The organism is Geomonas sp. Red276, from assembly GCF_054784495.1.
On record NZ_BLXW01000034.1, the window covers coordinates 1 to 14,551 of the forward strand.

Consider the following 14,551-nt stretch of genomic DNA (forward strand, 5'->3'; position numbering starts at 1 on the left):
GGACCCCGAAGTTTAAGCAGTTCGGATTCTTGCAGAAGTTGACTTGGATGCCAGCGGCTTCCAACGGGATACGCGGTGGCCCCTCTCCGTTTGTAGAAACAGACATAACAAAACCCCCCTAGCCGCTTAGACTAGGGGGGTACGGGTAATTGTCAAGATTTTTTCAACACGTTAGGTAAACGGCTTGGATCATCGTCGGAGGCCTTTTCTGTTATGAACCCCATCCTCACCCTGCCCCTCCCCTTGAAGGGGAGGGAACCTAACTTTTACCCTCTCCCCTAAAGGGGCGAGGGGACATGGATTTCTTTGCCCTTTCCCTAAAGAAGGGAGGAGATAGGGATCTCTTTACCCCCGCGCGAGGGGGTACGAGTGGGCAAGGGGTGCTAGCTGTTCCACCCGAGGATGCGGGCGACGTCTTCGTTCAACACCATATCCTCGCCGGAGGGAACGGCGAAGACCTTGATGGCCGAGTCGTCGGCGCTGATCTCGACCTCCTCCCGCCTGCGGACCGCCTCGACGTCCCGCGCTACATCGACCTTGATCCCGAAATGCTCCATCGCCTGCAGTGTCAGCCCGCGGACCGGCCAATCCTCCCAACCCTCCCCATAGGTGAAGACAATGGCGTCCGGCTTGCCGACCACCGCGAAGTAGCCGCCAAGGTACTTCCTGAGCCGGTAACATTCCATCTCGAGCGCCAGCCGGGAACGCTCGTCCCCGTGCTCCGCCTCCTCGACCACTTCGCGCCGCGACATCTTCCGCCCCGTGATCCCGGCCACCCCGCTCTTCTGGTTCATGAAAAGATCGAGCTCGGAGGCGGAGACACCGGCCTCGTTCATCATGAACGGGATGATGCCGGCGTCGATGTCGCCGCAGCGGGTCCCCATCATCACCCCCTCCAGCGGGGTCAACCCCATGCTGGTATCGACCGAGACGCCGTTACGCAGGGCGCAGAGGGAAACCCCGTTGCCGGTGTGGACGGTGATCATGTTGGCCCTGCCCAGCGGCACCCCGGCCAGGGCGGCGCCCCGTCGGGCGGCATAGAGGTGTGACTGCCCGTGGAAGCCGTAACGCCGGACGCCATGTTTTCTGTACCAGTCGTAGGGGATCGGGTACATGTAGGCCTCGGCCGGCATGGTCTGGTGGAAGGCGGTGTCGAAAATGGCTACCTGGGGGAGATCCGGAAGGAGTTCGCCGGCGGCGCGGATGCCGGCGAGGTTTGGGGTGTTGTGGAGGGGGGCCAGGCTGGCCATCTCCCGGATGGCGTCGGTGACCGGCTCGGTGATGAGGGCCGACTGGGTGAACTTCTCGCCGCCGTGAACGACGCGGTGGCCGACGGCGGCGATGCGGGAAACTTCGGGAATGACGCCGATCTGCGGGTCGGTGAGAACGTCGAGCACCAGCCTCAACGCGTCCCGGTGATCGGCACAGTCCCGGTCGCGGTGCTGGGGGGCGCTGCCGGGAACCCGGTGGGTCACGAAGGAATCCCCCACCACTATCCGTTCCACCTTCCCGTTGGCCAGCGAAACCCGTCTTCCCCAGTCGTACAACTGGTACTGGAGCGAGAACCTGCGGCAATTGAGCGTGAGTATAAGCATGTTACGGTCCACCTCTGGCCCTATCGGCCGAAGCGGGCAATTTAGCACGCGTTTACAAAAAGTGCAATGCTATGGGGACCGTTAGCGTTCACCCCACCACCTGTTCCTTCCAGAAGGCCGCCATCTCCCGCGGTAGGACGTGCCAGAATTCACCTTGGTATCGGGCTCTTACGTGAGCGAGCAGCTCCCGGTAGCGTTCCGCATCGTACTCGTCGAAGCGCGGCGGATGGTCGAAACTCATGTAGTCGGGATGGGTGATGAGGAGGGCCATCCCTCCCCACTCGGCAAGCCAGGCGAGCTTTCGTTTCCAGATCTCGATGTCGCCCTCGGCGAAGAGCACGAAGACGGTGAAGTCCTGCGGCAGGGTGTAGGGAAGTTCGACGTACCCCTCCCCGTCCGGCTGGCGGTGATAAAAGGGGTAGATGGTGGCCACGCCGTCGGACTGCGGCTCGAAGGGGTCGGTGTCGAAGGACGACGCGTCGTAGCTTATCTCGAGCGCATGCAGCCAGTCGAAGTTGTGGTACATGCAGGGAGAGCGGAACCCCACGGCATCCCAATCGGCCAGGCATTGGTTGATCCCCCGGGCGTGCTCCGCGAAGGCCGCCGCCGACTCGTACAGCTGGCGCCCATGCTCGAGGCCGTGCACCCCCACCTCGAACCCCTCCGCGACCAGCCGCCTCCTGAGATCGGTGGGAAGGTAGTAATCCCTGGCGACGAAATTGAAGGAGGAGCGGAAGCCCGCCTCCCTTTCCAGCTCCATCAAAGGCTGGCAGCGGGCCACCCCGCGGGCGGTATCGACGTCGTGAGTGAGCACCAGCGCGAAACGCTTGCCGTCCGGCCACCCGAAAAAGCCGGGAGGGGTCGCTGCCGCGCGCTGGTCGATCGGCCAGTCGTCGCGGTGGGCGTAGCGCTTCTGCCGCGCCACCAGGCTCCGCATACCGAGCTGCATCCTGCGCGGGATGAACGGCTTCACGTGGTAGTAGAGCCTTGCCACCAGTTCCTCGTTCAGAAGTTCCATAGCGATCGCTCCTCATAGTTTGACCGGCCGAAGTGGCGAGTTGGGTGTCGAATTCGCCGCTCCGTCCGGGGAGATCAGGATCGACAGTTCAGGTTTTTATATTAATATACCTTTATCATTAACCATTGCAAAGCGCCCCCCGGCCACCCTTTCCCTTTGATTTTCCCCGCCGTTCCTCTATACTACCCCGCGCCGAGCCACCCCAAAGCGGCCGGGACGGGGCCGCGACACCAATTCACGCTCGGAGAGGACCTGACCATGAAACTGAGAATAGACGACATAAACCTCGCCTACGACGATTGCGGCCAAGGGCCGGCCGTCCTGCTGATCCACGGTTTCCCCCTCAACCGGCAGATGTGGCAGCCGCAACTGGAGCCCCTGGCCGCCGCCGGCTACCGGCTCCTTGCCCCCGACCTGAGGGGTTTCGGCGCCAGCGACGTCCCCTCCTCCGGCTACAGCATCGACCGCTTCGCGGACGACATCATCGCCCTTCTCGACTCGCTGGACATCGAGCAGGCCACCATCGGGGGTATGTCCATGGGAGGGTACATACTTTTGAACCTCCTGGAGCGCTACCCTGAGCGGGTCCGCGCCGCCTGCTTCATCGCCACCAAGAGCGCCGCCGACGACGAGACGGGGCGCGCCCGCCGGACGGTCATGGCGGCGGAGGCCGAGCGGATGGGGGCCAACCCGATCACCAAGATCTTCGCCGAGCTCCTCTTCGCCCCCGGCACCTCGGAGGAGCATCCGGAACTGATCGCCCAGGTCACCTCCTGGATGCGCGACACGAGCCCGCACGCGCTCGCCGGGGGGCTCCTCGCCATGCGCGACCGCAAGGATTACACCACCCTCCTCCCCGAGGTGACCCGGCCCTGCCTGGTGCTCTCCGGCCGCGAGGACCGGGCCGCCTCCCCGGACGCCGTCTCCATCTTCAGCTCCCATCTCCCCGACTGCCAGAGCGTCACCATCGAAAAGGCGGGGCACATGCTGAACCTCGAGCGCCCCGCCGAGTTCAACGCCATCCTCTTGAACTTCCTCAACGGCCTCAAGGAGCGTGGATGAGCCAGGAGTTCCCGCTGATCCTGCTCCTTGTCTGCGGCGCCACCCTGGCGGTCTCCGTCTGGACGCTCGTCAGCGCGCTGCGCAACGCCTCCGGCCAGCGCCGGTTCGATGAACTGGAGAGATCGGTCGAGAGGCTGGAAAGGATGTTCCAGGCCGAACTGGGGAGAAACCGGGAGGAGCTCTCCGGCACCCTTCGCCAGTTCGGGGAGACGGTGCAGCGCGGGATGATCGACATCGCGTCACTGCAAAAGGGTCAGATGGAGGGCTTCAGCAAGCAGTTGGGGACCCTCACCGCGAGCAACGAGCAGCGGCTCGACAAGCTGAGGGAAACGGTGGATCTCAGGCTCAAGTGGCTCCAGGAGGACAACGCCCAAAAGCTCGAGCAGATGCGGGCGACGGTGGACGAGAAACTCCACCAGACCCTGGAGAAGCGGCTCGGGGAATCGTTCAAGCAGGTGAGCGGGCAACTCGAGCAGGTCCACAAGGGGCTGGGGGAGATGCAGAACCTGGCCGCCGGGGTGGGGGATCTCAAGAAGGTCCTCTCCAACGTGAAGACCCGCGGGACCCTCGGCGAGGTCCAGCTCCACAACCTCCTGGAGCAGATCATGACCCCGGACCAGTTCGACGCCAACGTCGCCACCAAGCCGGGGAGCGACGCCCGGGTGGAGTTCGCCATCCGCCTCCCGGGGCGCGACGACAGGCCGCTCTGGCTCCCGATCGACGCGAAGTTCCCCCAGGAGGACTACCTGCGGCTCGTGGAGGCCCAGGAGCACGGGAACCAGCTCCAGATCCAGGAGGCCTCCCGCCAGCTGGAGCGGACGGTGGCGGGGATGGCCAAGCTGATCTGCGACAAGTACATCGCGCCGCCGGACACCACCGACTTCGCCGTCATGTTCCTCGCCAACGAGGGAAGCTACGCCACGGTGCTCGGGCGCCCCGGTCTCTTCGACAGCATCCTGCGGGAGTACAAGGTGATCATCGCCGGGCCCACCACCCTGGCCGCCCTCCTCTCCTCGCTGAGCTTAGGCTTTAGAACCCTCACCATCGAGAAACGCAGCAGCGAGGTCTGGCGCCTTTTGGGTGCCATCAAGAGCGAGTTCGCCACCTTCGGCTCGCTGCTCGACAAGACCAGGAAGAAGCTCGACGAGGCATCCTCCAGCATCGACACCGCCGCGACCAGGACCCGCAGGATCCAGAAGAAGATGCACGGCATCGAGCAGCTGCCGGAGCAGGAGGCGAAGGGGTTGTTGGGGCTTGAGAGTGTTCAGCAGGATGGGGAACACGAGGGGTAACGGGAAGGGGGCGGCAGAAAACATCCCTCACCCGGCCTTCGGCCACCCTCTCCCCTGAAGGGGCGAGGGTATATTTTTAAGGGCCTTCGGCCACCCCCTGAAGGGGTGAGGGGAGGAAATCCTCTGGGTAAGGGGTGGGGAAGGGGCTAGTCGGCGAGGATACTTTGGTAGAGCTCCAGGTACGCCTGCGCCTCCGCCTCGGGAGAGTGCTTCTCCGCGACCAGCTCGCAGGCGTTGTTCCCCAGCTGCTCCCGCAGATGGGGGTCGTTGATAAGCCGCTCGGCCTTGTGACGAAACTCCGCCTCGTCGCGGTAGAGAAGGCCGGTCACCCCCTCCTTCACGATGGATCGGCTCCCCTCGATGTCGGAGGCGAGCACCGCCTTCCCGCACGCCATCGCCTCCAGCAGGGCATTCGCCATTCCCCCCTCGAAGAAAGAGCAGTTGAGGACCACGTCGGCCCCCCGGTACAAGGCCGCCATGGAGTGGTGGGGCACCTCACCGAGGTAGCGGGCGAAGGGGAAGTTCTCGACGGCATTGAGCACCTCTTCCGCATACGCGGAGTCCATCACCGGGCCGACCAGCTGGAGGCGGATCTGGGGATAGACGGCGTGGAGGAGCTGCAGAGGAGCCAGCGGGAAGAGGACGTTCTTGACCGGGCGCAGGCCCGCCGGGAAGAGAAAGGTGAAGGCGTCCCCCTTGTCCTCGGCCGCGCCCTGACAACCCTCCAAAAGATCCACCCCCTGGGCGATCACCGTGGTCTTCGGCTCAAGCGAGGGGAGATGCTCGGCAAGCCTTCTCTTGATGGCGCAGTCGAAGACCACCAGCCGCTCGGCGCCCCGCAGGGCCAGGTGGGTTTCGTGACTGCGCTGGTCGATGAGGGTCTGGTAGACGTCGGTTCCGGTGATGGTGACCAGGTACCTGATCCCCAGCTCCTCGGCCAGCGCGTGGGCAACCCTGCCCCCTGAGTAGCCGTGGAAGGCGTGCAGCAGCTGGGGGGCGAAATCATTCACCCCCTGCAGGAGTTTCTCGGCGGTCAACCGGTCGACGCCGAAGACCTTCACTTCGCAGCCCAGGTCCCGCAGGTGGCGCTCCAGCCTGCTCACGGTTACGAAGTTCCCCGTTTTTCCGGATGTGTAGTTTGGGGCGATCATCGCTACCCGCATGGAATCCTCCAGCTCTTCTTTCGTTTCGAACTGCCGGCGAACGGGCCCCTCTCGCCAATGAGAGCCCCCCGGTTAAAAATCATACCAGATCGACGCCGCATGATGGCCAAGATTCCCACGGCAGTCAAGGGATAACCCTTGCCTCACCCGCTTGAATCATGCTAATTTACGCCATTCCGAGGTGCCACACATGAAAATTACCATCCTCGGCTCTGGTACCTCGACGGGTGTCCCGATGGTAGGTTGCCATTGCCAGGTCTGCGATTCAACCGACCCGCGCGACAAGCGAACCCGTGCCTCGATCCTGGTCGAGTGCGGAGGTAGCCGCATCCTGGTGGACACCTCGACGGACCTGCGCGAGCAGGCGCTCAGGGAAGCGATCCCGCGGATCGACGCGGTGCTGCTGACCCACACCCATGCCGACCACATTCACGGCATCGACGACCTGCGCGGCTTCTTTTTCCTGCACCGCAAGGTGATCCCATGCTACGGCAGCCCCGACACCATGGATAAGGTGGCGGCGAGCTTCGGCTACATCTTCGAGGGGAGGCAGACCGACGGGTACGCCCCCCTCATGGAGCCGTTTTCGGTCGAGGAGGCTTTCGAGCTCTTCGGCTGCCGCATCGTCCCGATCCCGATGCGACACGGATCCTTCGCCACCACCGGCTACCGGTTCGGCGACGCGGCATACCTGACCGATTGCAGCAGCATCCCGGAGAGCTCGATGGCCCTCCTCAACGGGCTCGAGCTGCTGATCATCGACGCCCTGCGCTACTCGCCGCACCCCAACCACTTCAACATCGAGGGGGCGCTGCAGGTGGTGCGGGAACTCAAACCGCGGCGGACCCTGCTCACCCACCTCACCCACGAGGTGCACCACAAAGACGGCGAGAAGCTCCCCGACGGCGTGGAGCTGGCGTATGACGGCATGGCGGTGGAACTTTGATCGACGTGCCAAGCCAAGGGGCAAGCCACCCAAGAAACGGACGGAACCTGATGTTCAGAGACATTCGACTGCACGGCTATGCCAACGACCACATCGAGTTTTATGCCATCACAGCCGGCAACGAGGCCTACAACCGCTACTTCTTCAACACCGACCACGCCGACTCCAACGAGATCCGCTTCTTCTCCCCCGGCAACGAGTTCATCATAGGGCGCGACGGGATCAGCCACCGAGGCAACGGCGGCATCTTCTGCGAGTACATGTTCGGCGTCGACCAGCCGATCGCCGACCTCGCCAAGGAGGAGGTCTCCAACCGGCTGGTGGTCTACGGCACCCACTACGACCACAAGTCCGGCACGCTGCGCTTCTCCGACCGCACCGACGGCTACCTGAGCTACGACAAGATCTTCTTCGACGGCAACGCCGTCTTCAACTACTTCTTCGCGCTGACCGGCGCCGACTTCACCGGGCTTCTCCACGAGCAGCAGGAGCGGATCGTCCGGGTGCTCGGCAAGGCGCTCAAGAGAAGCTTCGCGGTCGGCCAGGAGGACGACAACGCCATCATCCAGGAGGTCTTAAGCATCCTGGACGAGCCGACCGCCCACCTCTTCCTCTTCAAGCTGATCAACACCCGCCATCGCGAGTACTGCGAGATCTTCCGCACCCTCTACTTCAACAACAAGAAAATCACCGACGCCGACTTCCAGATGCTGGCCGTCCTCGCCGAGCGTTACGGCATCGACCGCTACCAGCAGGAGCGGATCCGGATCGACGTCATGTACAAGCATCCGGACAACCGCCGGATCGTCGACGAGTACAAGAACATCCTGATCGCCTGCAACCGCAAGGGGGAGATCAACAAGCTCGAAAACGCCCGCTTGACGCGGCTTAAGACCCTCTCGGTCAGGAACAAGATCCCGGGGGCGCTCTTCTACACCCTGGACGAGATGCTCAAGAAGGACAAGAAGCTTGTCGACCTGGAGGAGAGCAACTACATCTCCGAGACGAGGCAGATCCTGGAAGGGATGTTCCTCTCCGAGCGGCACATCGAGAGCACCATCGACACCGAGGACATGCTGAAGCTCCTCTACGCGAAGAAGCAGGCCGCCGAAAACCGCGACCACGCCTTCGAGGAGATGCTTCTGGATGCCAGCAAGGCCTGCGACGAGAAGATCCGCGACGGCGCCGACATCTCGATCCTGGAAGGGTACTCCTACATCATCACCTACTTCGACCGCTACGACGCCACCTCCTCCGCCATCAACCGGCTCGCCTTCATGGAGAACGTCAAGGTGACCGAGGAGATGATCAGAAGCCTCCTGGGGAACAAGAGCGCCTTCGACATGCTGGCCCCCGACCTTTTCACCAAGCTCTTCCTCTCGGGGATCTTCGAGGACAAGTACCTGGGGATCTACGGCAGGAAAAAGGTCACCCACCTGGCGGAGGGGCTGAAGCTCATCGAGGAGAACCGGATGACCACCCACGCGCTCCTCGACCATCTGCAGAGGATCGACAGCGACGAGCGGATCTACCTGACCCTGCTCGAGCACGTGAAGGAGAGGATCAGGAACTTCTACTCGAAGTACCACACCAAGGCCGACCAGGAGGCCCTCAAGCAGGAGCTCACCGAGGAGCTGCAGCACAAGAAGCTCCTGGAAGGGGAGATCCCGCAGTACCTGTTCCACGAGGTGATCCTCACCATCAAGAAGGAGGCGGTCTACATCCACAACCTCCTCCCGCAGATCATCGCCGAGAAGGACAGCTCCTTGCGCGAAGACTTCCTGGAGAACTCCGGCCTCGACCGCTTCTACGTCGAGGAACTGGAGCGCGAGTTCTTCGAGCTGAACGGCCTCAACCTGGAAGAGCTCTACCAGATCCGCAAAGGGCTCAACTAACCCATTCCCCTATCCCCCTCGCCCCTTCAGGGGAGAGGGGGCCCGAAGGGCGGGTGAGGGAGGTCTCCCCCCTACCCCGTCCCTCACCCCTGCCCCTCTTCCGGGGAGAGGGAAGATTGACTCTCGCCCGCTTTCCTCCCATCCTCCTCCCCAGCCTTGACACCCTGCCACTTTTTCTCTAATCTACCCAGGTGTGTAAATTTTGTACTCAGAGGGAGCGATGACCGCGATAACCGAGCAGCTGGCAAGGATCAGCGACAAAATCGAGACGTTCGGGAAAGAGAACCTGGACGAAATGCTGCACCTGGTCGGACAGGGGACCCGGCTGGTCTCCTCCCAGGAGCGGGTGCGGATCTACCTGGAGGACCTTACCCGCGGCGCCCTCTCCTGCGCCTACTCCTGCGGCAGCTTCGCTGGGGAGATCCGCGAGGTCACCTTCCCGATCATCTCCCAGGAGAGCGGTGTCTCCATCGCCTTCCTCGGGCAGAGGATGGCGCAGTACCACCATCCCGCCGAGACCGGCCTCCCCCTGGACCGCGACTTTTCCCACCGCTTCCGGATCGACGGCACCACCCTGGTTCCCATCACCAGCTCCGGCAAGTCGATCGGGGTCGTCTGCGTGGACGGCGCCCTTCTCTCCCCGGCCCAGATCGCCCGGCTCACCCCCTTCCTCGGCCGGGCCGGGGAGCGGGTGGACATGGCGCGCAAATATCACCAGCAGCTCCTTTTGACCAGGCGGGTCGAGCTCTACAAGAGGAGGGAGGCGGCCGGCTTCATGGTGCGCTCCGCGGTGCGTCTGATCGACGGGCTGACGCTCGCCTCGGTGCTCGTACCCTCGAACGGGATCATGGAGGTGCTGGCAAGCCACGCCGCCGATCCGGACCTCAAACGCCTGTACGACACCGTCGGGAGCGTCGATCTCAAGCAGGGGAGCTCCCTCGTCTCCCGCTACGTCAACGAGGCGGGGGTGATCGCCGACGACCGGCTCCTCTCCCCGATCTTCTTCGAGGACCTCGCGGAGCTGAACATCCAGCGCCGGGCACTGACCGAGGAGATGTCGCTTAGAAGCCTCTACATGGTCCCCCGCTACGAGCCCGACTCCCGCCGGCTCATCTGCCTCATCAACTACTTCACCCGCCAGGCCACCCGGTTTACCGAATTCGAGATGGGTCTTTTGCAAACCCACGCCGAGATGGTGGAGCGGGTCATCAACGAGGTCGGCGGCGAGCACCTCGAGATCCGGGTCCTCTCCGAGATCTCCGACCTGCTTCAGGAGAGAAACGAGGGGCTCCACCAGTTCCTAACCAAGGTCCTCTCCAAGGCGACCGAGCTGATCGGCGCCGACACCGGGAGCATCGCCATCGTGGAGGAGCGCGAGGGGGACAAGTGGCTCGTGGTCGAGGATGAGGAGGGGAACATCATCGGCGCCAAGAACAAGGAATGGATCAAGAAGAAGATCCCCCCCTTCAAGATCGGCGGGCCCGAGCTCCCTCCCGAGGAGCGGAGTCTCACCGGGTACGTGGCATGGGTGAAGGAGCCGAAGATCATCGGCCGGGTGGCGGACTACAGCCAGCACAGCGGCTTTCACCGCCCGATGAGCGAGCTGATCAAGAGCGAGATCGCGGTGCCGGTGGTGAGCGACGACGTGGTGATCGCCGTCATCTGCCTCAACTCGCTGCAGGAGGGGTACTTCACCCAGGAGCACAAGCGGATACTGCAGATCATCGACCGGCTGACCTCGCGGCACATCTCCGACATCCAGCGGATCGACCGCCTGCAGCACGAGGTCACCAGACTCCAGAGCGACATCGCCTACAAGGACCCGAAGGTCTCCTCCTATCGGCTGGGCAACATCATCGGCAACAGCCGCAAGGCCCAGGAGATCGTCGCCTTCATCAACACGGTGTCGCGCCCGCTCTCCAACCGCATCACCCTCTGGAGCAAGAACATCCTCCAGGAGGCCACCATCGGGCTCCCCTCCATCCTGGTGCTGGGGCCGACCGGCGCCGGCAAGGAGTTCTTCTTCAACAACCTCTACAACAAGCTGAACGAGCTCTACCGCCAGGAGGTCAACCCGGACGGCGAGCTGCCGGTGAAAAAGACCAACATCGCCGCCTACAGCGGGGAACTCACCTACTCCGAACTCTTCGGCCACGCCAAGGGGGCCTTCACCGGCGCCTACAGCGACCGGCGCGGGATCATCGAGGAGGCCCGGGGAGGGATCGTCTTCCTGGACGAGATCGGGGACGCCGACCCCAAGACCCAGGTCCAGCTCCTCCGCTTCCTCGACAACGGCGGCTTCGTGCGGCTGGGGGAAAACCGCGAGCGCATCAGCCGCGTCCTGCTGGTGGCCGCCACCAACAAGGACCTCCAGAAGGAGATCGCGCTCGGGAACTTCCGCGAAGACCTCTACCACCGGCTTTCCGAGCTCTCCGTGGTGGTCCCGTCGCTGAACGAGCGGCGCGAGGACATCCCCGACCTCTCCACCCACTTCTTAGGCAAGCTCTACCGGACCTATAGAAGCCGCGAGGAGGAGAGCCGCGACGACGCCCCCAGCCTCTCCAAGGAGGCCAAGGAGGCGCTGGTCAGCCACAACTACCAGGGGAACATCCGCGAGCTGCGAAGCATTCTCTTGAGGGCGCTCTTTTTCAGGGCGGGGAAAGTGGTGACCGGCGAAGACATCAGGCGGGCCATCCGGGACGGGATGCGGGGACAGGGCGCCCCCCCGACGGAGCGGCTGGCGGACGAGGTAGCCGGCTCGATCATGAAGGAGATCGCCGAGGGGAAGGACTTCTGGGAAGCGGTGTACGAACCGTACTCACAGAGTAGAATCTCGCGGGACGTGGTCTGCCTGGTGGTGGAGAAGAGCCGCCTCACCAACGGCAAGAGCATGCCGGAAATCGCCCGCCACCTGAAAGCGGTGACCGGCGATCCCCAGACCGATGAGGAAGAGCGCAAACGCTTTTTCCGCTTCAAGAACTTCCTTTACAAGACCGTGAGGATCTAGCCGGGAGGTTGGCCTGCCGGGGTCGCCGGATCATTCTCGCCGGTCGTGCCCGGTCAGGTCTCTGTCCGCTTGCGAAGGATGACGTGGGTCGCCCGCTCGCCGGCTATCGACTCCACGCAGTCATAACCGAGGGCCCGCATGTTGATGCCGTTCAGCAGGTGCTCCCCACTGCCGAGGAGGACGGGGCGGATTGCCAGGTGGAGCTCGTCGACCAGCCCCGCCTGCAGGTACTGGCGGATGGTGGACACCCCGCCTCCCAGGCGGACATCGAGGCCGCCGGCCGCGACCATCGCCTCCCGCAAGGCGGCGTCGATCCCTTCGGTGACGAACCTGAACTCGGTTCCCCCCTTCATCTTCAACGGCGCGCGGGGGTGATGGGTCAGCACGAAGACCGGGACGTGGTACGGCGGTTCCTCACCCCACCACCCCTTCCAGCTCTCATCCGGCCAGGGGCCGCGGACGGGACCGAACATGTTCCGGCCGAGGATCCAGGCACCTACACCGGCGAATCCCTTCTCCGCCATCCCGTTATCGACGCCGGTCTCCCCGCCGTCCTGCCCATGCATTTCCCGCCACACCCGGGTCTGAAAAAACCACTCCACGAGATCGACGCCACCCACCCCAAGCGGGTTCTGGAGATCCTGATTGGGTCCGGCGCCGTAACCATCGATGGAAATCGCGAAGCTATTCACGCGTAGTTTCGACGTGGAAGGCCTCCTGTGTCTTCGAATGGGACGCACCCACTCCACGATTAACAGTGTAGCCTACCGGCCGTGAACCTGCTGGCGAATCCGCCTTGGCGGGCGCGGCGGCACCTCTGCCTTAGCCTGCCATTGGGAAGCCGGGATCGAGGCCGGCTCTCCGGTTACCCGCGCTTTTTGTGATTTCGTTTCTTGGGCGCCGGGATCGGGACGGCCTGGTCGCTGGTGATGACCGAGCAGGTGCCTGACTCCGGGCAGAATTCGGCGGGGAAGGAGACGCGTTCGAAGGTGGCCGAGGGCCTGCCAGACCCGGGGGTCCTGGTGTGCCTTGGCTCCGGGCGCCAGACGACGAAGTAGAGATAGGCGGCTCCCGCGCCGACCGGCTTCACCACACCGAGGGGGGCTTTCGCGGCGACCTCCTTCCCGACCTTAAGCCCTTTGGCGAACTTGCCGAGATGGGAGTAGGTGGCGATCGTCGAATCATCGTGCAGGAGATCGATACTGTCGTGGGAGATCCCGACGACCGTTCCCTTCCTGGCCGCCAGGACCTCCGTGCCGCTGGGGAGGTCGAAACTGATCGCGTTACGGTCATAGGCGGAGGTGTGAGCCTTATCGGCCACCGACGCATAGGCATGGACCTTGGTACCGAATGGGAACCGGTACCCCTCCGGACAGCGATGTTCGGCGGTGTAAAGGCCGATACTCCACGAATAGGTATAGGAAAGCCTTGCCGCGCCGCTTTTGTCCTTGGGACCTGAACGAAGGATCACCTGGTCCGTGTTGGGGGGCACCGCCATATCGAGCGGCATCGGTTTATCCAACTCGACGTTCTCCGTTTTGTCCGGCTGGACGTCCATTGCGACGGAAACGGGAGCCACGCCGTGGTTGCATGCCATGAGATCGTGGAAGGTGGTGGACGTTTCATTCAGCAGGAAAGCTGGACGCTTGACTTCGACATCGCGGAGGGCGAAATCGTAGCCGGGCTTCGTTTCGGCGGGAATGGTGGCCGGCATCAGGTTTGGGGGGATCACCGCCGCGGGAGGTGGCGCGATCGCCGGTTCCGGCAGTGCAGGCGGGGGCGGGGGCGAAGGAACCTTGTCCTCCGGCGGGGCGAGGTTGAGAGCCTGCGCGTCGACCGGTTTCTCGGCGGCAGGCGCGTCCCCGAATTGGGCGACCCTCGTTCTGACCATGGCGCGATTGCCGGAACTCACCTTGGCAAAGTCGCCGCCACGCTCCCACGGCAGGTCCCCCTTCACCGGGGGAGGTCCCGCCGCGCAGCCGGCAAGCGAGAGGACAGCGCCCACCAGCAGGATGAAGCTTTTGCCGCCGGCCACGGTCAGGCCTACAGAGGTCCTTTGGTAGACGCACATAGCGAGGCTATTTCTCCACCAGCGACTGCTTCAATTTTGCCGCGTCGAGATACTTGGCCATGCCCTGCATGGCGACTCCCACCTCGGGGCTGGAAAAGAGCTCCCGGCCGGCCACCTGGCCGAGCACGCCGAAGCTGCTTTCCAGGACCGACTTCCCTTCGAACTTTATGGCCTCGCGCGCCTGGGTGACGCAGGAGTCGGTGAGCAGCCGCATGACGATGTCCGCCACCAGCTTGTTCGCGGTGTCGAGCCGCTGCGGAGAGACCGCGGTGATCGACTTCACCGCCGGGTGCAGGGAGCCCGCCGAGAATAGCCAGACGACCAAGGCCCGGCGGTCCTCTACGGAGGTGGCCCCCACCATGCACCTGGCGAGGTCGTCGGAGTACACACCTGCGAAACTCTTTACTTCCGTGACGACCATCAACAACGCTACCAGGACCGGTACAAGTACGTTTCTCAATTTCATACAGGGCGCTCTCCGTGTTTGTCAGTCAACACCGGC

11 protein-coding genes are annotated in these 14,551 nt (G+C 63.6%); 5 read left to right on the forward strand and 6 right to left on the reverse strand.

The window, feature by feature from the left end:
• Positions 1–383: 383 nt before the first annotated feature.
• Both ACYVL5_RS18750 and ACYVL5_RS18755 read right to left on the reverse strand, forming a co-directional pair.
• Entirely contained in the window at positions 384–1,595 is a 1,212-nt protein-coding gene (locus tag ACYVL5_RS18750; RefSeq protein WP_460597101.1) for an acetate kinase, read from the reverse strand.
• An 88-nt stretch (positions 1,596–1,683) separates the two neighbouring features.
• The gene (locus tag ACYVL5_RS18755) at positions 1,684–2,613 is read right to left on the reverse strand and encodes a polysaccharide deacetylase family protein (RefSeq protein WP_460597102.1); all 930 of its coding nucleotides are present in this window, start codon (positions 2,611–2,613) and stop codon (positions 1,684–1,686) included.
• Positions 2,614–2,871: 258 nt separating this feature from the next.
• Between ACYVL5_RS18755 and ACYVL5_RS18760 the strand changes: the two genes are divergently transcribed.
• Both ACYVL5_RS18760 and ACYVL5_RS18765 read left to right on the forward strand, forming a co-directional pair.
• The gene (locus ACYVL5_RS18760; protein WP_460597103.1) at positions 2,872–3,675 is read left to right on the forward strand and encodes an alpha/beta fold hydrolase; all 804 of its coding nucleotides are present in this window, start codon (positions 2,872–2,874) and stop codon (positions 3,673–3,675) included.
• Positions 3,672–4,967 carry a DNA recombination protein RmuC gene (locus ACYVL5_RS18765; RefSeq protein ID WP_460597104.1) on the forward strand — a complete coding sequence of 432 codons (1,296 nt, stop codon included), beginning with the start codon at positions 3,672–3,674 and terminating at the stop codon, positions 4,965–4,967. Before ACYVL5_RS18760 ends, ACYVL5_RS18765 begins: the two co-directional genes overlap by 4 nt.
• 146 nt (positions 4,968–5,113) lie before the next feature.
• On the opposite strand, the gene ACYVL5_RS18770 is transcribed toward ACYVL5_RS18765, so the two are convergent.
• A complete protein-coding gene (locus ACYVL5_RS18770) occupies positions 5,114–6,130 on the reverse strand; it encodes a glycosyltransferase family 4 protein (protein ID WP_460597105.1) in 1,017 nt (338 codons plus the stop codon).
• A gap of 190 nt (positions 6,131–6,320) precedes the next feature.
• Between ACYVL5_RS18770 and ACYVL5_RS18775 the strand changes: the two genes are divergently transcribed.
• The 3 genes from ACYVL5_RS18775 to ACYVL5_RS18785 all read left to right on the forward strand — a co-directional run bounded on the left by ACYVL5_RS18775 (position 6,321) and on the right by ACYVL5_RS18785 (position 11,978).
• On the forward strand, positions 6,321–7,076 hold the full coding sequence (locus tag ACYVL5_RS18775) for an MBL fold metallo-hydrolase (protein WP_460597106.1): 756 nt from the start codon (positions 6,321–6,323) through the stop codon (positions 7,074–7,076).
• Between the two features lie 50 nt (positions 7,077–7,126).
• A complete protein-coding gene (locus tag ACYVL5_RS18780) occupies positions 7,127–8,971 on the forward strand; it encodes a TIGR04442 family protein (RefSeq protein ID WP_460597107.1) in 1,845 nt (614 codons plus the stop codon).
• 220 nt (positions 8,972–9,191) lie between these two features.
• On the forward strand, positions 9,192–11,978 hold the full coding sequence (locus ACYVL5_RS18785) for a GPMC system transcriptional regulator (RefSeq protein ID WP_460597108.1): 2,787 nt from the start codon (positions 9,192–9,194) through the stop codon (positions 11,976–11,978).
• A 53-nt stretch (positions 11,979–12,031) separates the two neighbouring features.
• On the opposite strand, the gene ACYVL5_RS18790 is transcribed toward ACYVL5_RS18785, so the two are convergent.
• The 3 genes from ACYVL5_RS18790 to ACYVL5_RS18800 form a co-directional block, all read right to left on the reverse strand.
• Positions 12,032–12,670, reverse strand: a complete 639-nt coding sequence (locus ACYVL5_RS18790) for a dihydrofolate reductase family protein (RefSeq protein WP_460597109.1) — start codon at positions 12,668–12,670, stop codon at positions 12,032–12,034.
• 173 nt (positions 12,671–12,843) lie between these two features.
• Positions 12,844–14,049: a M23 family metallopeptidase gene (locus tag ACYVL5_RS18795; protein WP_460597110.1), complete on the reverse strand. Its 1,206-nt coding sequence runs from the start codon at positions 14,047–14,049 to the stop codon at positions 12,844–12,846.
• A gap of 7 nt (positions 14,050–14,056) precedes the next feature.
• Entirely contained in the window at positions 14,057–14,515 is a 459-nt protein-coding gene (locus ACYVL5_RS18800) for a hypothetical protein (protein WP_460597111.1), read from the reverse strand.
• Positions 14,516–14,551: the final 36 nt, after the last annotated feature.